Source organism: Rhizobium sp. No.120 (assembly GCF_054558365.1).
The window spans coordinates 947,836-968,477 of the sequence record NZ_BAAJNQ010000002.1; the positions used below are offsets into that span (position 1 = coordinate 947,836).

Annotated in this window: 13 protein-coding genes; 4 read left to right on the top strand and 9 right to left on the bottom strand. The window is 59.5% G+C overall.

The window, feature by feature from the left end:
- Nucleotides 1-35 precede the first annotated feature (35 nt).
- Entirely contained in the window at nucleotides 36-2,996 is a 2,961-nt protein-coding gene (locus ACYJRZ_RS10350) for a bifunctional [glutamine synthetase] adenylyltransferase/[glutamine synthetase]-adenylyl-L-tyrosine phosphorylase (protein WP_459458581.1), read from the top strand.
- On the opposite strand, the gene ACYJRZ_RS10355 is transcribed toward ACYJRZ_RS10350, so the two are convergent.
- Both ACYJRZ_RS10355 and pepN read right to left on the bottom strand, forming a co-directional pair.
- On the bottom strand, nucleotides 2,997-5,312 hold the full coding sequence (locus ACYJRZ_RS10355) for a PAS domain-containing sensor histidine kinase (protein WP_459458583.1): 2,316 nt from the start codon (nucleotides 5,310-5,312) through the stop codon (nucleotides 2,997-2,999).
- 229 nt (nucleotides 5,313-5,541) lie between these two features.
- Entirely contained in the window at nucleotides 5,542-8,190 is a 2,649-nt protein-coding gene (pepN, locus tag ACYJRZ_RS10360; protein WP_459458585.1) for an aminopeptidase N, read from the bottom strand.
- A gap of 469 nt (nucleotides 8,191-8,659) precedes the next feature.
- Between pepN and ACYJRZ_RS10365 the strand changes: the two genes are divergently transcribed.
- Nucleotides 8,660-9,517: a hypothetical protein gene (locus tag ACYJRZ_RS10365; protein WP_459458587.1), complete on the top strand. Its 858-nt coding sequence runs from the start codon at nucleotides 8,660-8,662 to the stop codon at nucleotides 9,515-9,517.
- Between the two features lie 9 nt (nucleotides 9,518-9,526).
- On the opposite strand, the gene ACYJRZ_RS10370 is transcribed toward ACYJRZ_RS10365, so the two are convergent.
- The 7 genes from ACYJRZ_RS10370 to ACYJRZ_RS10400 form a co-directional block, all read right to left on the bottom strand.
- Nucleotides 9,527-9,682, bottom strand: a complete 156-nt coding sequence (locus ACYJRZ_RS10370; protein WP_459458589.1) for a hypothetical protein — start codon at nucleotides 9,680-9,682, stop codon at nucleotides 9,527-9,529.
- 60 nt (nucleotides 9,683-9,742) lie between these two features.
- Entirely contained in the window at nucleotides 9,743-9,934 is a 192-nt protein-coding gene (locus ACYJRZ_RS10375) for a hypothetical protein (protein WP_459458591.1), read from the bottom strand.
- A 140-nt stretch (nucleotides 9,935-10,074) separates the two neighbouring features.
- Nucleotides 10,075-10,962 carry a uracil-DNA glycosylase gene (locus ACYJRZ_RS10380; protein ID WP_459458593.1) on the bottom strand — a complete coding sequence of 296 codons (888 nt, stop codon included), beginning with the start codon at nucleotides 10,960-10,962 and terminating at the stop codon, nucleotides 10,075-10,077.
- A gap of 54 nt (nucleotides 10,963-11,016) precedes the next feature.
- Entirely contained in the window at nucleotides 11,017-12,306 is a 1,290-nt protein-coding gene (locus ACYJRZ_RS10385; RefSeq protein ID WP_459458595.1) for an Hsp70 family protein, read from the bottom strand.
- A 217-nt stretch (nucleotides 12,307-12,523) separates the two neighbouring features.
- Entirely contained in the window at nucleotides 12,524-15,643 is a 3,120-nt protein-coding gene (locus ACYJRZ_RS10390) for an efflux RND transporter permease subunit (protein WP_459458597.1), read from the bottom strand.
- Nucleotides 15,640-16,872, bottom strand: a complete 1,233-nt coding sequence (locus ACYJRZ_RS10395; RefSeq protein ID WP_459458599.1) for an efflux RND transporter periplasmic adaptor subunit — start codon at nucleotides 16,870-16,872, stop codon at nucleotides 15,640-15,642. The genes ACYJRZ_RS10390 and ACYJRZ_RS10395 overlap by 4 nt, the downstream gene beginning before the upstream one ends.
- 425 nt (nucleotides 16,873-17,297) lie before the next feature.
- Nucleotides 17,298-18,086, bottom strand: a complete 789-nt coding sequence (locus ACYJRZ_RS10400) for an SDR family oxidoreductase (protein ID WP_459458601.1) — start codon at nucleotides 18,084-18,086, stop codon at nucleotides 17,298-17,300.
- 290 nt (nucleotides 18,087-18,376) lie between these two features.
- Between ACYJRZ_RS10400 and ACYJRZ_RS10405 the strand changes: the two genes are divergently transcribed.
- Both ACYJRZ_RS10405 and ACYJRZ_RS10410 read left to right on the top strand, forming a co-directional pair.
- Nucleotides 18,377-20,041 carry an electron transfer flavoprotein-ubiquinone oxidoreductase gene (locus ACYJRZ_RS10405; RefSeq protein WP_459458603.1) on the top strand — a complete coding sequence of 555 codons (1,665 nt, stop codon included), beginning with the start codon at nucleotides 18,377-18,379 and terminating at the stop codon, nucleotides 20,039-20,041.
- Between the two features lie 6 nt (nucleotides 20,042-20,047).
- Nucleotides 20,048-20,581, top strand: a complete 534-nt coding sequence (locus ACYJRZ_RS10410) for a GNAT family N-acetyltransferase (RefSeq protein WP_459458605.1) — start codon at nucleotides 20,048-20,050, stop codon at nucleotides 20,579-20,581.
- Nucleotides 20,582-20,642 lie beyond the last annotated feature (61 nt).

Here is a 20,642-nt window from a genome sequence, read left to right on the forward strand (position 1 = left end):
CCTGCTCCATCCGCTTGCTGTTTGGGGAGAGCTGCATGACGACGACGCAAAGCGATTTGCTGCGGGACGTGCCGGCCGGACGGCTACGGCCGCTGAGCCAGTCGGAAACGAAGTCTGTCCTGGCGGATCTCAAGCAGATTGCCGGAGCTGAGCCTGTCATTGCCGATCTGCTTGCAGGCGAAAGCGCATTGCGGGATTTCGTCGTCGCTGCCCTGACCCTCTCTCCTTATTTGCGCGAAACTGCTAATCTCGAACCGTCGCTTCTCGTCGCTGCCATCAAGAAGCCTCTGTCGCCGCAGATCGAGGCGTTGGCAGAAGAGGCTCGCCGTGCCTGGCTGCCGGCGGAGGGTGGGGGCGCTTCGCCTTCCGAATCCGAGGTGATGAGCCGCCTGCGCATCGCCAAGCGCCGCGCCGCCTTTCTCGTCGCACTCGCCGATCTCGCTCGCATTTATGATGGCAAGCAGACCACCCGTTGGCTGAGCCGGCTTGCTGAGGCCTCCATTTCAGCGGCCATCGACCATCTGTTGCTGTCGTCGCATGAGGCCAGCAAGATCAGGGTGCCTGATCCCGCCGCGCCAAGCCAAAAATCGGGCCTTATCGTGCTCGGCATGGGCAAGCTCGGCGCCGAGGAGCTGAATTATTCCTCCGATATCGACTTGGTCGTCTTCTTCGATGATACGGCGGGCATCGTGCCCGATCCTGACGATGCCATCGATATCTTCCCGCGGCTGATGCGCCGGCTGGTACGCATCCTGCAGGAGCGCACGGCGGATGGCTATGTGTTCCGTACCGACCTCCGCCTGCGCCCTGATCCCGGCTCGACGCCGCTTGCGATCCCGGTTGAGGCGGCCATGATCTACTACGAGGGTAGGGGGCAGAATTGGGAGCGCGCTGCCTTCATCAAGGCACGGCCCGTCGGTGGCGATATTGCCGCCGGTCAGGCCTTCCTCCGCGATCTCGTGCCTTTCGTCTTCCGCAAATATTTGGATTACGCCGCGATTGCTGACATCCACTCCATCAAGCGGCAGATCCACGCGCATAAGGGACACGGCGCGATCGCCGTCAAAGGCCATAACGTCAAGCTCGGCCGCGGTGGCATTCGTGAAATCGAGTTCTTCGTGCAGACGCAGCAGCTGATCGCCGGCGGTCGCATGCCGGCTCTCCGCAGCCGATCAACGGAGCAGACGCTTGCCGAATTGACCGAGGCGAAGTGGATCGATGCGGAAACCCGCGACGAGCTGACATCGGCCTATTGGTTTCTGCGTGATGTCGAGCATCGTATCCAGATGGTGCGTGACGAGCAGACGCACCTCCTGCCGGAAACCGATGCCGAACTCCGGCGCATCGCCTACATGATGGGTTTTGCCGACGTGTCGGCTTTTTCCGAAGCGCTGGTGACGACATTGAAAACCGTCGAGCGCCGCTATGCGCGCCTTTTCGAACAGGAAACAAAGCTCTCGAGCGAAACCGGCAATCTGGTCTTTACCGGCCAAGGTGATGATCCGGATACACTGGAAACGCTGCGGCGCCTCGGCTTCGATAGGCCGTCCGACATCGCTAATGTCATCCGCACCTGGCACTACGGCCGATATCGTGCCACGCAATCGGTCGAAGCGCGCGAGCGGCTGACGGAGCTGACGCCGGAGCTGCTGCGCGTTTTTGGCGAAAGCAAGCGTGCCGACAAGGCTTTATTACGCTTCGACAGCTTCATTTCCGGCCTGCCCGCCGGCATCCAGCTCTTCTCGTTGCTCGGGACCAATCCGGCGCTTCTCTCGCTCATCGTCAACATCATGTCGTCGGCGCCGCGGCTTGCCGAGATCATCGCGGCCAAGCCGCATGTTTTCGATGGCATGCTAGATCCAACCCTCATGGCGGAGCTGCCGACGCGCGATTATCTCGCCGAACGCCTGAAAAGCTTCCTGGCTCCGGCGACACATTATGAAGAGACGCTCGACCTGCTGCGCATCTTTGCATCCGAACAGCGCTTCCTGATCGGCATTCGCCTGCTGACGGGCGCAATTGGTGGAACGATGGCAGCTCGTGCCTTCACCTATCTTGCCGATCTCATCGTTGAGGCGGCGCTGGATGCCGTCATGAAGGAAATCCGCGCAGCGCATGGCGAATATCCTGGGGGCCGCGTCGCTGTCGTTGGAATGGGCAAACTCGGCAGCTTCGAGCTCTCGGCCGGTTCCGACATCGATATCATCCTGCTTTACGATTACGACGATACGGTCGGCGAATCCGATGGGCTTAAGCCTCTCGATGCGACGCGCTACTTTACCCGTATCACGCAGCGCCTAATCGCGGCCCTTTCGGCGCCGACGGCCGAGGGCGTGCTCTACGAGGTCGATATGCGTCTGCGGCCCTCGGGCAATAAGGGCCCGGTCGCAACGCGTATAAACTCCTTCGAGAAGTACCAGCGCGAGGAAGCCTGGACCTGGGAGCATATGGCGCTTTCGCGGGCGCGGTTGATCTGCGGCCACGATGAATTGGTGAACGATGCGGAGCGCGTCATCGGCGAAGTTCTCTCGATCAAGAGAGACATCGCCAAGATCGCCAGGGATGTTCGCGAGATGCGCGGCATGATCGAACAGGAGAAGCCGCCGGAGAGCATTTGGGATCTGAAGCTGGTCCCCGGCGGCCTGATCGATATCGAATTCATCGCGCAATATCTGCGCCTGATTGCTCCTGCTCACGGCGTCGGCATCGATGCAAATGGCCTCAGCACGGCCGAAGCGTTGAAACTACTCGGCGACAGCCTGATGGATCGCAACGATCTCGACGTCTGCCTTAAGGCGCTGCAGCTCTACACGGAAGTGTCGCAGCTCATCCGCCTCTGCATCGACGGTACGTTCGATCCCAAAAACACGCCTTCTGGCCTGATCGAACTGGTCTGCCGCGCCGGTGATTGCCCGGATCTCCGCACGCTGGAAGCCGAGCTAAAGCGCCTGTCGAAAGCGGTGCGGAAAATATTCCAGGCGACCGTGGGAGACTAATCAGCGCTGATCCGGGATGCGGATCGCGATCACGGTGCCAATGCCCTCGCGGGAGCGGATGCGCATGCGGCCGTGATGTAAGGCGGTGAGCGATCTGGAAATGGCGAGTCCGAGGCCGGAACCGCCCTTGCTCTTCGCATATTGGCTCTGCACCTGTTCGAAAGGCTGGCCGATCTTGCTCATCGCCGATTTCGGTATGCCGATGCCCGTATCGGCAATGATGAGCATGACGGCGTCTCCGATCCTGCGCGTGCGAACCGAGATGCGGCCGCCATCATTGGTGAATTTCACCGCGTTGGATAGCAGGTTGAGCACGATCTGCTTCATTGCCCGGCGGTCGGCGCTCAGCTTGATATCGGAAGATATGCGCTGTTCGACGAGAATGTTCTTCTGCGCCGCCGGGATGCGCGTGAAACGCAGGCATTCCTCGATGAGCGGCGCGAGATTGATCCGCTCGCAGCTGAGCTTCATATGCCCCGCTTCGATCTTCGACATGTCGAGAATGTCATTGATGACGTTAAGCAGATGCTTGCCGCTGTCGTGAATATCCTTGGCATATTCATTGTAGCGGGCCGAACCCAACGGGCCGAACATCTGATCCTGCAGAATTTCCGAGAAGCCGAGGATAGCGTTGAGCGGCGTGCGCAGCTCATGCGACATGTTGGCGAGGAATTCGGATTTCGCCTTGTTGGCCGCTTCGGCGCGTTCCTTCTCCGCAAGATAATTGGTGTTAGCGGTGGAAAGTTCCGCCTTCTGCTTTTCCAGAATCTGCCGCGAAGCCGAGAGGTCGTTGATGGTCGCCATCAGCCGGCGCTCCGATTCGCGGAGCCGCTCCTGGTTGCGTTTGAGCTGGGTAATATCGGTGCCGACTGAGACGAGGCCACCGTCGCGCGTGCGACGCTCATTGATCTGCAGCCACCGCTCGTCGGCAAGCTGGACTTCCGTCGTCTGCGAGTGGTTGGAGCGGCCGGGATCGACAATGCGGCGCTCGATGACCGGCCGTGCGGCAGCGGCATTGACGACGGCGCGTTCGGTGCCCGGCACGAGCACATTGTCCGGCAGGCCGTAAGCCTGCTGGAAATGCGCATTGCACATGACCAGGCGGTCGTTTTTGTCCCACAGCACGAAGGCTTCGGAAGTGCATTCGATAGCATCGGCCAGGCGCTGGTCGGCCTCCGCATAGCGTTGCGCCAGGCGATGCTGCTCGGTCACGTCCATGGCGATGCCGATCATATGGACGCGGCCCGAATTGGTTCGGATCACCTGGGCGCGAGCCCGCATCCAGACGTAATGTCCCTTGGCATGGCGGATGCGGAGGATCTGGTCCACCTGGCCGGCATTACCACGGGTGACGGTGCGGGCAAGCATATGCAGGCTGTTATCATCCGGATGCATCAGCCGCGCCGCATCCGTGAAGGCGAGCGGCTTATCGGCGACCGGCAGCCCGAGCATGTCGTACATCGACCGCGACCAGAAGAACTGGCGGCTGGTAAAATCGAAATCCCAGAGACCGCAGCGGCCGCGCGACAGTGCGGTTTCGACCCGCAGGTTGGATTCCAGGAAGATTTCGTCCGCATCCCGGGCACGCTTCACCTGGGTGTAGTAGGCATAGAGGATGACGAGCAGGATGGAGGATATGCCGGCAAAGAGTGTGACGTTCAGGGTCAGCTCGTCGCGCCAGAGCTTTTCAATCTCATCCATCGACGCCGCTGACAGAATGAAATCACCCTTGTCGCCGATCAGGGAAATTGCCGCATAATAGGGCTCGCCGCCGATCATGGTTTCGATCACGCCGGCATGATCGCCGAAACTGCGGATGGCCGCCACTTCGGGAAAGAAGTCGGAGACGATCATTCCGATATAGCCGGAGCCAGCGGCCGACGAGCCGAATACGCGGCCGCTCGACTGTACGAGCAGGACGAAGGCGCCGCTATCCAGCCGATCCTGCGGCAAGTAGGAGGCAAGCTTCCGCTCTGCTCCGCTGCGGTCGCCGGCCTGGAACAGGCTGGCATCGTTCGAAAAGGCGGCGGCGGCTGCTGCGATGGAAAGCGAGGTCGTTCGGCGGGCGGAAGCCGCCATGCGGCTATGTTCCGTGATCATGCCGAAGAAATGCGAGGCGGCAACGACCATCAGGAAGGAAACGATGAGGACCGGGATGATGCGCTTGAGAATATGTTCCGTCTGCGGAAAACGACGCGAAATCGTCTCCATCCGCACTCCGGTTCGATCGGTAACGCCGCTATGCCAGGATTTCAGACCGTCGAAATTAACACGCAGCCGTCCATCGGCCGCGGTTGCCCGCCGCACGTCCACCATCGCTTTAGCCTTGTCCCTCGTGTGATTCGCTGCGCCGCTCGCCCGAATCTGCCTTAATGAATCATTCGTGATTCGGCTTGTCCAGAGGGTGCGGTAAAACTTTCTTAACCATCTGCGATTTTAGCATATTTTGCACACGCAGCGGTAAGTTGCACGCGTTCGGGACTCGTTGGAGCTGAAAAGGCCGAGGCAAATCAGCCTTTGAAATCGGTGCGCCGGGTGATCGAAATCACTCCTTGAGGATGCGTTCGACGATGTCGCGCACGTCGGTCGACAGGCCGGCCGCACGCTCGATCCGCATCAGTGCAGAGCGGGCATGATCGGCGCGCACGGGTTCGAGCAACCGCCACGAGCGCATCGAGGTCAGGATGCGGGCCGCAAGCTGCGGATTGCGCTGATCGATCTCGAGGATTTCGTCGGCGAGGAAATTGTATCCGGCGCCATCGGCCCGGCCGAAACCCGTGGGGTTTGCAAAGACAAAAGTGCCGATGAGCGAGCGGACGCGATTGGGATTGGTGCGCTTGAAGAGCGGGGTTTCCATGAGCAGCCGAATGCGCTCCAGCGCCCCGGCGCCCGGGATTGCCGCCTGAATGGCGAACCATTTGTCCATGACGAGCGCGTTGTCCGCGAAGCGGTCACGGAAATGCGCAAGCGCTGCCGCCGTCTCGGTAGTATCAGGGAAGCGCTGTGCGAGAATGGTCAGCGCGGCGCTGAGATCGGTCATGTTGTTTGCCGCATCATAGGCGGCCTTAGTTCTCGCCGGCGTTTCATCCAACTGCGACAGATAGCCCAGTGCCGCATTGCGCAGGGCGCGGCGGCCGGCGCTTGCCGCGTCGGGGCTGAACGGTCCCGGCGTCTGCATGCTATCATAGAGCGCGGTGAAGACGTCCTTTCCGGTCTCGGCGACCCGCTTGATGATCGTCTGGCGCGCCGCGTGGATGGCATCAGGATCATTATTGCCGCCAAGCTCGCGGGCAATGTCGGATTCACTCGGCAAGGCGAGCGCCTGAGCGCGGAAGGCCGGCTCCAGACTTTCGTCGGCTGCGGCAGCCAGCAAGGCGTCGGTGAAGGCCGAGCCACACGTTATGTCGGCACCCTGGCGCGCATCGCGCGCCGCCTGCAAGAGGTTGGGCAGGCCAAGATCGATCAGCGCCTGCCAGCGGGCGAAATGATCGGTCTCATAGCGGGCGATCAATGCGAGATCCTCAGTGCTCTGGCTGAACTGCAGATTGATCGGCGTCGAGAAGCTGCGATTGAGCGAGAGGACCGGCCGGGAGGGAACGCCGTGGAACGTCACCGTTTGCGCCTTCTTTGTCAGGTGCAGCACGTCGTCGGTCAGCTCTGCTCCGGTCACGGATGCCGGCGTGATGAGACTGCCGTCTTCGGCGAGCAAGCCCAGGCGGAGCGGAATGTGCATCGGCTTTTTGACGGTCTGGCCCGGCGTTGCCGGCACCATCTGTTCGAGCGACAGGGTGAATGTCTTGGCATTGACATCATAAGCGCCCGATGCGGTGACGAGCGGCGTACCGGCCTGATGGTACCACAGCGAAAACTGCGTGAGATCGCGGCCGCTGATATCCTCGAAACACTTGACGAAAACTTCGATCGTCACCGCCTGTCCGTCGTGCCGATCGAAATAGAGATCCATGCCCTTCTTGAACAGATCGCGGCCAAGCAGCGTCGCGATCATGCGGGTGACCTCGCTACCCTTCTCATAGACGGTCGTCGTATAGAAATTATTGATTTCACGGTATGTCGTCGGCCGGACCGGATGGGCAAGCGGGCCACTGTCCTCCGGAAACTGTTCCGATTTCAGATGGCGGACTTCGGCAATCCGCTTGACGGGACGCGAGCGCTGGTCGGCGGAAAATTCGTGATCGCGATAGACGGTCAGGCCTTCCTTGAGGCAGAGCTGGAACCAGTCGCGGCAGGTGATGCGATTGCCCGTCCAGTTGTGGAAGTATTCATGCGCGATGATGGCTTCGATATTGGCGTAGTCGGCGTCGGTCGCCGTCTCGGGATCGGCCAGAACATACTTGTCGTTGAAGACGTTGAGGCCTTTGTTTTCCATTGCTCCCATATTGAAGTCCGACACGGCGACGATCATGAAGATGTCGAGATCGTATTCGCGGCCGAAGCGCTCTTCGTCCCACTTCATCGAACGCTTCAGCGCATCCATGGCATAGGTCGCGCGCGGCTCCTTGCCGTGTTCGACATAGATTTTCAGCGCCACCTCACGGCCGGACATGGTGGTGAACGTGTCCTCGACGACACCAAGATCGCCGGCAACGAGCGCAAAGAGATAGCTCGGCTTCGGATGCGGATCGAACCAGGCGGTAAAGTGCTTGCCTTCGCCGTAGCCGGCGCCACCGAGGAAATTGCCGTTCGACAGCAGCAGAGGATTGGTCGCCTTGTCGGCAATGATATTGACCGTATAAGGGGCAAGCACATCCGGTCTATCGGGGAAATAGGTGATGCGGCGAAAGCCTTCGGCTTCGCACTGCGTGCAATAGATGCCGCCCGTGCGGTAAAGACCCATCAACTGGGTGTTGGCTTCCGGGTTGATCACGGTCGTGATCGTCAGCTCGAAAGGTGTGCTTTCTGGCAGATTGCGGACGGTCAGGCTTTCTGGCGTCGTATCATATTGCTCGGCCGGAAGTTCGCTCTGATCGAGCAGCAGGCCGGAGAGCACCAATTCGTCGCCATCAAGCACCAGCGGCGCATTCACATCGACACCCTCGCGCCGATGGAAGATCAGCCGTGCTTCCACCTTGGTCTCCGTCGGATGTAGATCGAAGGTGAGGTCCACGCGTTCCAGAACGAAGTCGGTGGGACGATAGTCTGCCAGATTGATGATCTGGCCGGTGTCTGTGCGCATGGTCTATCCTGATCAGGCTATGCTTCGGCGGGCACGGTCCGAAGCTTTCCTCCGAACCGAAAGTGACCGCATCATTACATCGAAATCTGAACCAAAGTTAAAGTCATATCGCAACATTGTGTTGTTTTGGTATGGCACGGTAAGTATTTGCTCGCTGCGCCGTTCCCGTTTCAGCTATTCGAATGGAAAACAGCAAATCTCAGGCTGCATTTGCAGATCAACTGTAGAATTGCTAACATAATATTTAAGCAAAACATCATGGTTGCATTACCGTAAAATGTTGGCCGTTACGGTAAGGAAACGATAATTTAAAGTAAATTATCGTTTAACCACTTGCGATATCGGCAAGCTTGCATAACTATAGCATGCTATTAGATATCGGAATTATGATCGATTCCGGCAAGTTTGTTCATAAAAATGAAACATCAACTTTCTGCTGCTTTTTAGGAAGGGCACCACGGAGGCCCGATTGAGTTTTTCCATCGAGCAACTTTCTCGCCATCCCAAGTTTGTGGCGTCCTTGCGCTTTCTCTCCGAGACATTGCGCAACCGCTATGACAACGGTCCGAGGATTGCGCGCATGCTCGCCTCGCATCAGCGTTGGCTTCTAAGCCAATCCGCCTATGCGCTTCATCTCGAATATGATCCGGAGCGTCCCCGCTCGGGGCTGACTGTTGTCGCGCTGCGCGACCTCATCACGCATTATCGCGTTGCCAGTCGCAATACGGTTTTGAGCTTTATAGAGGAACTGCTGACCTATCGCTTTCTGGAATTGGCTCCTGGGCCGGCTCGCCGCCCGCGGCGTTACGTGCCGACTGAAACCGCCTATTCGGGGATGTTCGGCTGGTATCTCGCCAATTTGACTGCGCTCGATTTGATCGACGATGGTAGCCGCGCTGCCACGCTGGTCGCCTCACCGATGCTTCTCGACCTGGCGCAGCCGCGTATGGCACGCACCTGTCTGGCAGCCGACCTTTGGCGCGAGCCGCCTGAAAGCGTCGGTCTGTTTCTTTGGACGGAATCCGGAGGTCTTGTCGTCGATTACATCATGTCGAGGCTTGACCTTGATGGCCAGGTGGGCGATCGGATCGATATCGGTCACGTCGATGCGCGCGCTTTGGCAACCCATTTCATGATATCGCGGACGCATCTGCAACGTATCCTGCGCAAGTCGGCTGATCGCGGCGACGTCGGCTGGTATGAATCCAAGAAGACCCAGATGTGGATATCGCGCTATTTTTTCGATCAGTATTGCGGCTGGCAGGCCATAAAACTGGCGGCGGTCGATGAGGCCTTTGCCTGGGCGCAATCCACCTTACGAGGCTGATCCCGATCCCTAAAGAGGGATGCTGGCAGCCGCAGCTCGCGCGTCACGGCATTCATCTTTGGAGACGTTGCGCGCGCGCTCGAATTCTTCGGCGGCGCGAACCGCCGCGCCAATATGGTTGACGGAATCGAACAGGGCGATGAATGGACGCAAACCCGAAGACATGGTGTCGTTCCTGATACTCAAACTTTTTTGCTGGACTGCGGCGTAAGGCGCGCCTGTCGATTAGCAGGCGCGGAAGTCGGCGAAGATCGCCGTCGGGCGGCTGACGCGAGCCGAGACTCCAGTACCTCGTGCGGTCATCTGCTCATTGGCAGCGATGCCGAGGTTACGATGTCCGTTTGTAGCACGCACAGGCTCTAGCGCGCGGCGCAGGGTATCAAACCCGCAGTGGATAGGACGAAAACGTGCAGTCATGGCCTTGGTTCCTTTCGAGATTCCTCCCAAGACACCAGTATATATTGCAATGCAGCATTGATTCCGCAATGCACAGCAGGGGAAGACTGCCATGCGAAAAACGCATGGCGATAGTCATCTTTCGTTAGCAACTGTAAGAATCAGCCTAATATTTCAGCGATGATATAATTCTTGAAGGCAAGAAGATCGCTCCACGCCAGCCGCTTGTTAATTGGCGCGGTCAGTAATTCCTGGGGATGAAGGCTGGCGATGGCCGGTATTGCTCGACCGAGAACGCTTATTTCCCGCCACTCTCCACGCAATCCATGGATAGTTTCAGTACTTCCGAAAAAATGCCGGGCGGTGAAATTGCCAAGCAGAAGTACGGCCTTGGGCTCGGCCAGCGCAATTTGCCTTTCTATGAATGGACGGCATATCTCGATTTCGGGTGGGGAAGGGGCTCGGTTGCCCGGCGGCCGCCACGGAATGACGTTGGTCAGCAGGATCTTATCGCGCTGCAGGCCGATGGCGGCAAGCATTCTGTCGAGCAATTGTCCCGCGCGACCAGCAAATGGCGCCCCCTCACGGTCGTCGTCGGCACTCGGCATCGGCCCGATCACCATGATGCGGCTTTCCGGCGTGCCGCTGGCAAAGATCGTCGAACGCGCGCTGTTCTTGAGATTGCAGCTATTGAAGGCTTCGAGTGCCGTCTTCAGCTCGCTGAGCGACCGCGCGCTTTCGGCAGCGAATCGGGCCTGCTCCACGGCTTGCTCATCAGGAATGGCGGGTGTTGCACGTGGCGGCGCTGCTGAGGGAGACGCCGCCGGCTTGGTGGTCGTGCGGCGCTCGGTTTGCGGCCGCGCCGCGGGTGCTGGAGCTTCGGTCCGAGGCGGTGTTGCTCGCGCGCCTTGTCGTGCCGCGCGCATCGCCTCGAATTCGGCAAATCGATCCACCGGCTGCTCTTCCAGCAGCCAGTCGACGCCGGCATCCGCATGGAAATGCAGAAGAGCGGCAAGCTCGGCCGATGTGAGGTCGTTGGCGGAAATCATCCGCGAACTCTACCCAAAGCGGCGCAGGAACGAAAGGGCAGGGTGGGCGCTATGTCAGGCCGTCCACTGGGCGATATCGTCGCGCTCGCCGATCAGGGCCAGACCATGGGCGATGGACAACAATTCGCCGCCCGTCTCGATGCGCTCCTGACCAAACCGTTCGGTGAACATGCGACGCACCGCCGGCACGAAGGAGGTGCCACCCGTCAGGAATACCTTGTCGATCGCATCGGGCGACGTGTTCGTGGTCGTCAGCACGTCATCCAACGCTCCCTCGATGCGGGCGAGGTCTTCCGCAATCCACGTCTCGAAATCGGCCCGGCGAACATGCTTGCGGCCGGCCTTGCCGAGCGGCGGGAAGTTGAATTCGGCTTCCTCCTCGCGCGAAAGCGCCATCTTCGTCGCCGATACGGCCTGGTAGAGCGGGTAGCCTTCGTCATGCTCGACGAGTTCGATGAAGGTCTCCAGCTTCTCCGGCTCCATGCTGCTGCGCACCAGCGTCTTCAGGTCGGCATATTCACGCGAAGTCTTGAAGATCGAGAGCTGGTTCCAGCGGCCGAAATTGGCGTAGTAGGAACTCGGCACTTCCAGTAGCTTGTCGAAGCTCTTGAAGTAGCTGCCCTTGCCGATCGCCGGCGAAACGATGTTGTCGATCATCCGGAAATCGAAATGATCGCCGGCAATCCCGACACCGGAATGGCCGATCGGCGTCGCTGTCAGCTTTCCAGCATGGGTCTCGAAGCGGATGAGCGAATAGTCGGTCGTACCGCCGCCGAAGTCGGCGACCAGGACGGTCGCATCCTTCTTCAGATGCTGGGCGAAATAGAAGGCGGCGGCTACCGGTTCGTAGACGTAGTGGATTTCCGGAAAGCCGAAGCGGGCGAGGGCGGCATTGTAGCGCTCGGTGGCAAGAGCGGGGTTCGGATTGGCGCCGGCAAAATGCACCGGTCGGCCGGTGACGATGCGCGAAACATTTTCCGGCCATCCCTCTCCGGCGTAGGCGCGCAGCCGGCGTACGAAGATCTCCATCAGATCCTCGAAGCTGTGGCGCTTGGCGAAGATCAGCGTGCCCTGGAAAAGCGCGCTCGCTGCAAAAGTCTTGATCGACTGCAGGAAGCGACAATCGCCGGGATTGTCGATGAACTGTCGGATGGCCGCATGACCAGCCTCCACCTTGAGTGCGGCCGCGCCCAATCCTGGGTCCTTCATGAAAGAGAGCGCGGTGCGCATGCTGTCTGCGATGCCGGCCGTGCTGTTGAAGGCGACCGATTGTGTCGCGGGTCCATCGGCCATCGCCAGAACCGTGTTCGTCGTGCCGAAGTCGAAACCAAGCGCCCGAGCCATGCCCGCACTCCTTTCCGTCGAAATTGTCTGGATTGGGGCCTAGCCCCTATGAGACGCTGACGCGCCCTGTCGCAAAGAGGGCGCGTCATGACATGGCTGAGCTTCAAGTTCAAGCCGGAGGATGCTTTTATTTTTACCTGCCGCGGCATCCGCCGACAGCATTCCCGTACTCTGTTGGACCCCAAAAGAAACGGGCGCCCTTCGGCGCCCGCTGATCTTATTCGGCTGCGATCGCCGCTGGCGGATCCTTGTGATGCGGGTCGTCGTCCTTGCGCCGGCCGAAACGACCAAGGAAGTCGCTCAGGCGGTTCATCTCCAGGAAGATCACCGGCGTGATGAACAGGGTCAGAAGCTGCGACACCACCAAGCCGCCAACCACAGCGATACCGAGCGGTTGCCGCAGCTCGGAGCTCGCGCCGCTGCCGACCGCGATCGGTAGGGCGCCGAGCAGGGCGCAGAAGGTAGTCATCATGATCGGCCGGAAACGGCGTACGCAGGCCTCGTGGATCGCTTCCGCCGGCGACATGCCAGTACTCGAGCGCAGTGTTTCCAGCGCGACGTCGATCATCATGATCGCGTTTTTCTTAACGATACCGATCAGCATCAGCAAGCCGATGAGCGCGATGATCGATAGATCGAAGCCGAAGAGCTTCAGGGCGAGCAGGGCGCCTAGGGCAGCGGCCGGCAAACCGGAGAGAATGGTCAGCGGATGGATGAAGCTCTCATAGAGAACGCCGAGAACAACGTAGATCGTCAGCACGGCAGCCAGGATCAGGTAAGGCGTGCTGCCCTGCGACTGCTGGAAGATCTGAGCCGTACCGCCGTAAGACGTGAAAACGTCCGCCGGCATGTTGATATCCTTCTTGATCTGTTCGATCTGTGCCGTTGCATCGCCAAGCGCTTCGCCGGCTGGCAGGTTGAAGGATACCGTGGTCGAGACGAGCTGACCGGTCTGGTTGATGGTCACCGGCCCGGTGTTGCGCTCGATGTGCGCGAAGGCCGACAAGGGAACTTGCTGGCCCTTCGAAGACGTCACATGGATTCGCGACAGCTTCTGGTCGTCCCAGGGCTGGTTCGCATCATATTCGATGATCACGTCATAACTGTCGCCGGTCGACTGGATCTGTGCGGCGGCGTAGTCGCTGAAGGCCTCTTCAAGCGTGGTGCGCAGCAGGCTGTTGTTGATGCCGTAGGCGGCGGCTTTCTCCGTATCGACCACGATATTGGCCTGCAATGCGTTGTACTGCGCGTCGGTGGTCACGTCAGTGAAGCGTGGATCCTTTCGCATCTCCTGCAGCATCTTGTTAGCCCACTCGTTGGTCAGATCAGCGTTGAGTGCCTGGATGACGAGCTGATACTGGCTGGCGGTCTGGCGTCCACCGAAGCGAAGGCTTTGCTGAGGATTGATGAAGATCTGAATGCCTGGGATTTTGGCGACGGCGGCGCGCATTTCGCGCAAAGTCTGGTCGAGCGGCGGACGATCCTTCTTATCCTTCAGCTGAGCGTAGATCGTACCGTTATTAAGTGTCTGACGCGCGCTGGCACCGACAACCGACATCACGTGCTCGACGGCAGGATTCGCCTTGATCGCCGCAGCGGCCTGGTTCTGCAGGTCACGCATCGCCGGGAAGGAAATATCCTGGCGGGCGCGCGTTGAAATCTGCAGCCGGCCGATGTCTTCCTGCGGGAAGAAGCTGGCCGGCAGCGCCAGGAAGAGATAGGCCGAGAGCGCGACCGAAGCGAGGAAGCTTCCAAGCACGATGTAGCGATGGCGAATGCACCATTCCACGCCCTTGCCGTAGTTGACCTCGGTCCAGTTGAAGCCCTTGTTGAAGAGGCGCACTGGCAGGGGAGGATGGCTGTGGGCGTTGGAGAGACGCGAACCGAGCATCGGGGTGACGGTCAGCGAGACCACCGCGGACGATACGATGGCGATTGCCACGACCATCCCGAACTCGTTGAAGATACGGCCGACGACGCCGCCCATCAGCAAGATGGGGATGAACACGGCGATGAGCGAGACCGACATGGAGATAATCGTATAGCTGACTTCGGCCGCGCCTTTGATGGCCGCCTGCCGCACAGGCATGCCTTCTTCCATGTGCCGTAGAATGTTCTCGAGCATGACGATGGCGTCGTCCACCACGAGGCCCACCGCGATCGTCAATCCGAGCAGCGAAATATTGTCGACGCTGTAGCCGAGCACATACATCATGCCGAAAGTTGATATCAGCGAAAGAGGAACGGCGAGGCCGGGGATAATCGTTGCCGTCACGTGCCCCGTGAACAGGTAGATGACGAGAACGACGAGGCCGATGGTCAGCAGCAAGGTAAATTTGACGTCCGAGATGGCCTCGCGGATTGGCTGGGCCGAGTCGTTCATAACGGTCATTTTCACGGAAGCCGGCATTTCGGCCTGCAGCTTCGGCAGCGTCTTGCTGACGGCATCGACGACGTCGACGGTGTTTGCATCGGGCTGGCGTTGAATAGCCAGAATGATCGCTCGCTGACCATCGTACCAGCTACCGATATTCTGGTTTTGGACGCTGTCCTGGACGTCGGCGACGTCGCCGAGGTGAATTGGCTTGCCGTTGGGATTGGCAATCACAAGCGTGCGAAACTGGTCGGCGTTGACGCGCTGCGTATCCGCATTGATCGTCATGCTCTGCGCCGAGTCTTGCAACGTGCCGACCGGAACCTGGTTGTTGGCGTTGACGACGGCTGTATTGACGGTGTCGATACCGATGCCGCGATCCAGAAGCTTGTTCGGATCGACGTCGATACGCACCGCGTAGGTCTGAGCCCCGTTTACGGTCACTTCCGCGACCCCAGGCAGTGTCGAGATCGATGGAGAGATGATGTTCTCGGCGATATCGTCGAGCTTGCTGCGTTGCAAGGTGTCGCTTTGTACGGCGATCAGCATGACGGGCGCGTCGGCTGGATTGGTCTTCCGATAGCTTGGCGGGGTGGTCAGGTTATTGGGAAGTTTTCTTTGCGCGGTCGAAATCGCCGCCTGCACGTCACCGGCGGCGGCGTCGATGTTGCGGTCGAGATTGAACTGCAGCACGATGCTGGTATTGCCAAGCGAGTTGGTCGAAGAAATTTCGCTGATGCCGGGGATCGTTTCGAACTGCTTGATCAGCGGCGTGGCGACCGATGTCGCCATCGTCTGTGGTGAAGCGCCGGTCAGCTGGGCCGAGACGTTGATCGTCGGGAAATCCACCTGCGGCACTGCTGCGACGGGGATCAGCTGATAGCCGGCGAGACCGGCAAGCACCACGCCGATCGCGAGGAGCGTGGTCGCGACCGGACGCTGGATACAGAAGGTCGGGATCATTGTTGCGCTCCAACTGCGATGGTTTCGGTTTTTCCATCATCGGCCGAAGCGACCTTCTCGTTTGGATTGTCGCTGAACTGTTCCTTGACTTCGGTGCCGTTGTTCAGTTGCGACTGGCCTTCGACAACGACATGATCGCCCACCGAAAGGCCCGTGGCGACGGCTGTGCGCCCGCCATTGGCGCGAGCAATTGTCACCGGCGTGATCTTGACCTTGTTATCCTTTACCACAAAGGCGATATAGCCGTCCGGCCCCGGGCTGACGGCAACGGTCGGCACGACGATAAGCTGCTCGTTGTCGGCGAAGTGAACCATGACGTTCTCGGAGCGTCCAGGCCACAAGGCCCCGTTGGCGTTTTCGAAGGTTGCCTTCACAGCAATCGTTCCGGAAGCCTGGTCGACTGTGTTGTCGTAAAAGGTGATCGTTCCGGTGCGAGGCTTGCCCTGTGCGGAACGTGGAACGGTGGTAACGTGGACAGGACCCGCGGCTAGCTGTTCCTGCAGTTCGCGCAGATTGTTTTCCTGCATGGTAAACTTGATGTATGCCGGATCATATTTGCTGATCGTCACGATTGGCGTGCCGGCGCTGACATATGCCCCCAGGCTCAATTGAACATCGCCAAGCCGGCCATCATAGGGTGCCCGTATGTCGGTATTTCCGAGCAGGACCTGATCCGAGGCAAGCTGCGCCTGGTCTGCGCTAAGCGTGGCAATGGCGGCGTCGCGGGTCGCACGTGCTTCATCGGCAGTCGCCTGAGTGCCGGCGCTACTCGTAAGCAAGCTATTGGCACGGGTCAGCGCGGTCTCCGCTTGGGCAAGGTTTGCCTGGTCTTTCGTAATGTTCGCCTGGTCCTTATTGACGGCAGCCTGTGCCGTACGCGGATCGAGCTTTGCGATCAGGTCGCCGGCTTTGACTGTCGCGCCATCTTTTACGGCAATCTGCGTGATCAGCCCGGCTTCCTGTGCGGCGATCGTCGTTGAATTGATCGGCACGACCCAGCCGGTCGCGGGAACGTCCATGGGGAGCGTAGTTTTGACGGCGGCAACGGTCTTTACCGCGATGGGGCCGGCCTGACGCTTGCCGCTGGCCTGCGCTGCCTTGCCGGCATCTTTGGTTTCTGCGGAGGCTTGATCGACAAATGCGGAGAGGAAAGGAATACGGTCGCGATAGCCCCATGCTGCAAGGGCTGCGACGACAAGAAGGCCGAGGGGAAGCCAAAGTTTTTTCATATTTTAAGAACCGGTCGGGGCTTGTTGCTGGAAGCGCGGTGCGGTTGAAGTGTATTTACGGCGTCGCACAACAAAGACGCGCTTCGTCGCAGTTCATCACATCGCCGTCGCCGCTAACGTTCGGTAATTCTGTCCCTTTTCACGCGAATTCATGAACGCTGATGCCGTTCAATCTACCACAGTTCCGGACCGCGAAAAATTAAAGCTTGGAAAGCTTTGGAATAGGTTCCGTTTGTGCGGCGCAGCAAACAGTCAAATGGCTATTTTTTGATTGCGATTATGTAATATTCGGTGGGAAAGACAGCCTGAGGCAGTATTTATACATCGGCAGATGTGCTGTCGCGTGCAAGAAGCTCTGTCGCCGCTCACGGAATTGTGTTTCAGGCCTTCTGTGAAGGCCTGCAAACTGCTCGCTGGTCAGGATTTCAAAGAGAGCGAGCCGCTCCCCCATCGCAGCGGACCATGGTGCCCGTGATATAGCTTGCCGGTTGGCTGCAGAGGAAGGCTGCTGTAGCGGCGAACTCCTCCACGCGGCCGTAGCGGCCGGTCGGGATGCGCTGCTGACGTTCGGCGCTAACATCCTCCAGGCTCCTGCCTCCGCGCTTGGCCGTGGCGGTGTCGAGTTCTGCCAGCCGATCAGTCGCAATGCTGCCCGGCAGCAACATATTGGCCGTAATGCCATGGGCCGCTACTTCGTTGGCCAACGTCTTGCTCCATCCGGCAAGCGCCGGGCGCAGCGTATTGGAAAGTGCGAGATTGGGAATGGGTTCGATGACACCGGAGGAGGCCACGGTGAGAATACGTCCCCATCCCTGCGCCTTCATGCCCGGTAAGAGCGCATTGGTGAGGGTGATAATCCGCGACACCATGGAGATGAAATAGGTCTCCAGCCGGTCGGCGGTCATATCTTCTGTCGTCCCAGGCGTCGGTCCGCCGCTATTGTTGACGAGAATATCGATGCCCCCAAGCTTTTCTGTTGCTGCTTTTGAGACGACGTCCACGAAATTCTCGTCGTTGAGGTCGGCCCAGATCCAGTCGGCGCGGCCCTTGCCCTCGGCATTGATGGCCTTGCAATTATTCTCAAGCTTGTCGCCGCTGCGGCCGCAGAGCAGAACGTTCGCACCTTCGCGGGCAAGCGCTACCGCAATGCCATGGCCGAGCCCCTTCGATGAGGCGAGCACCAGCGCGCGTTTTCCGCCAATACCAAGATCCATCCTGATCACCCTTCATGCTGTTCGGATTGTCTGATCGGCATTTATAGAGCCATCGGAGCACTATGGAAGGCGCACTTCGCAGATGGCCGCAAATACCATCGGAATATTGACGTTAACGTAAGAGTAATTTAATTTGTTTTACGTGTTGGGCAAATTGGGGGATCGCCTGTCGCTTCCCGGCTCGACAATGCCCTCCCATTTTGACAAGAGATAACCGAAATGGGGAAGGCGCCCAAAGGGGATGAGGCTGCGATCCGATATGATTGGACACGGCCAAGCGGAGAAAATGAATGACTGATGCGAGCGAGCTGCCGGAACGCGAGAGCATGGAATTCGACGTCGTGATTGTCGGTGCGGGGCCTGCGGGCCTATCGGCTGCGATCCGGCTGAAGCAGATCAATCCGGATCTGACCGTCGTCGTGCTCGAGAAGGGTGCCGAAGTCGGCGCGCATATCCTGTCGGGCGCCGTCGTCGATCCGATCGGCATCGACCGGCTGCTGCCGGGCTGGCGCGAGGAGGAGGGGCATCCCTTCAAGACCGAGGTCAAGGACGACCACTTCCTGTTCTTAGGGCCGGCCGGCTCCGTCCGCCTGCCGAATTTCCTGATGCCGCCACTGATGAACAATCACGGCAATTATATCGTCTCGCTCGGCAATGTCTGTCGCTGGCTGGCCGAAAAGGCCGAAGCGCTCGGCGTCGAGATCTATCCCGGCTTTGCCGCGACCGAAGTGCTCTATAATGACGAGGGCGCCGTCATCGGGGTTGCCACCGGCGACATGGGCATCGAGAAGAATGGCGAGCCCGGCCCGAACTACACCCGCGGCATGGCGCTCTTAGGCAAATATGTGCTGATCGGCGAAGGCGTGCGCGGCTCGCTTGCCAAGCAGCTCATTGCCAAGTTCGATCTCGCGCGCAACAGCGACGTGCCGAAGTTCGGCATCGGCATCAAGGAACTCTGGGAGGTCAAGCCGGAGAACCACAGACAAGGTCTCGTGCAACACTCCTTCGGCTGGCCGCTGGGGATGAAGACGGGCGGTGGTTCCTTCCTCTATCATCTGGAAGACAATCTGGTCGCCGTCGGCTTCGTCGTGCACCTCAATTACAAGAACCCCTATCTCTATCCCTTCGAGGAATTCCAGCGCTTCAAGACGCATCCGGCGATCCGCAGCACTTTTGAAGGCGGCAAGCGCATTTCCTACGGCGCGCGCGCCATCACCGAGGGCGGGTATCAGTCGGTGCCGAAGCTGACCTTCCCGGGCGGTGCGCTGATCGGCTGCTCGGCCGGTTTCGTCAATGTTCCCCGCATCAAGGGCAGCCACAACGCGGTGCTGTCGGGCATGCTGGCGGCCGACAGGATCGCCGCGGCGATTGCCGCCGGTCGTGGCAATGACGAAGTGATCGAGATCGAAAACGAATGGCGCACTTCCGACATCGGCAAGGACCTGAAGCGCGTCCGGAACGTCAAGCCGCTCTGGTCGAAGTTCGGCACGGCGATCGGCGTGGCCCTCGGCGGTCTCGACATGTGGACGAACCAGCTGTTCGGCTTCTCCTTCTTCGGTACGCTGAAGCACGGCAAGACGGACGCACAGAGCCTGGAGCCTGCATCCCAGCACCAGAAGATCGACTATCCGAAGCCGGATGGTGTTTTGACCTTCGATCGCCTCTCCTCGGTGTTCTTGTCGAACACCAACCACGAGGAAGACCAGCCGGTGCACCTGCAAGTCAGGGACATGGACCTACAGAAGAATTCGGAACACGATGTCTTTGCCGGTCCGTCGACGCGCTACTGTCCCGCAGGCGTTTACGAATGGGTGGAGAAGGACGGCAAGGACACCTTCGTCATCAACGCCCAGAACTGCGTCCACTGCAAGACCTGCGACATCAAGGACCCGAACCAGAACATCAACTGGGTACCGCCGCAGGGCGGCGAAGGACCGGTCTATCCGAATATGTGAGATGCGATGACGGAGATCGAACACGGCGCCTGGACGATCCGTTCGGCCAGGGCCGACGAACTGCATTTGCTCGCAGCCATCGAAATCGATGCCTTCTGGACCTTGCATGAGGCCGGCGCAGTCGCCTGCGAGCCGACGTCGCTGCCCCTTGACGTGTTGGAGCAATCCTTTGCTGAAGGCTTGCTGTTCGTTGCCGTCGATGGTGAGGACCGGCCGTTCGGCTTTCTGGCCGGGGTTATGAAAGATAGCTCGGTTCACATCGCCGAAATCGATGTCGTTAGGCGTTGGCAGAAGCGAGGCGTCGGACGTCGGCTGATGGAAGCTGCGATTGCGGCGGCGAGAACGCAGGGGGCCGCTGGCGTCACTTTGACGACGGACCGGCAGGTGGCTTTCAACGCGCCATTCTATGCCTCGATGGGGTTTCGTATCCTGGATGACGAGGACAGGTCAGCCGCTCTCACGCAGATCCTGGAGAATGAGCTTGCTCACGGCGCCGATCCTGCGAGGCGCGTGGCCATGGCACTTCGATTTTTGATGTAGTTCTTAAATTTCGTCTAAACAAATGAGAAGAGCGGTTCAGTGTTTTGCTGAACCGCTCCAA

Coding starts and splice junctions, on each gene's coding strand:
- ACYJRZ_RS10355 (WP_459458583.1), bottom strand. CDS start 5,312: ATGGTGGACGTGCGGCGGGCAACCGCGGCCGATGGACGGCTGCGTGTT.
- ACYJRZ_RS10400 (WP_459458601.1), bottom strand. CDS start 18,086: ATGGATCTTGGTATTGGCGGAAAACGCGCGCTGGTGCTCGCCTCATCG.
- pepN (WP_459458585.1), bottom strand. CDS start 8,190: ATGCGCACAGACACCGGCCAGATCATCAATCTGGCAGACTATCGTCCC.
- ACYJRZ_RS10375 (WP_459458591.1), bottom strand. CDS start 9,934: ATGACTGCACGTTTTCGTCCTATCCACTGCGGGTTTGATACCCTGCGC.
- ACYJRZ_RS10385 (WP_459458595.1), bottom strand. CDS start 12,306: ATGGCTCGGGCGCTTGGTTTCGACTTCGGCACGACGAACACGGTTCTG.
- ACYJRZ_RS10370 (WP_459458589.1), bottom strand. CDS start 9,682: ATGTCTTCGGGTTTGCGTCCATTCATCGCCCTGTTCGATTCCGTCAAC.
- ACYJRZ_RS10405 (WP_459458603.1), top strand. CDS start 18,377: ATGACTGATGCGAGCGAGCTGCCGGAACGCGAGAGCATGGAATTCGAC.
- ACYJRZ_RS10390 (WP_459458597.1), bottom strand. CDS start 15,643: ATGATCCCGACCTTCTGTATCCAGCGTCCGGTCGCGACCACGCTCCTC.
- ACYJRZ_RS10410 (WP_459458605.1), top strand. CDS start 20,048: ATGACGGAGATCGAACACGGCGCCTGGACGATCCGTTCGGCCAGGGCC.
- ACYJRZ_RS10380 (WP_459458593.1), bottom strand. CDS start 10,962: ATGATTTCCGCCAACGACCTCACATCGGCCGAGCTTGCCGCTCTTCTG.
- ACYJRZ_RS10350 (WP_459458581.1), top strand. CDS start 36: ATGACGACGACGCAAAGCGATTTGCTGCGGGACGTGCCGGCCGGACGG.
- ACYJRZ_RS10395 (WP_459458599.1), bottom strand. CDS start 16,872: ATGAAAAAACTTTGGCTTCCCCTCGGCCTTCTTGTCGTCGCAGCCCTT.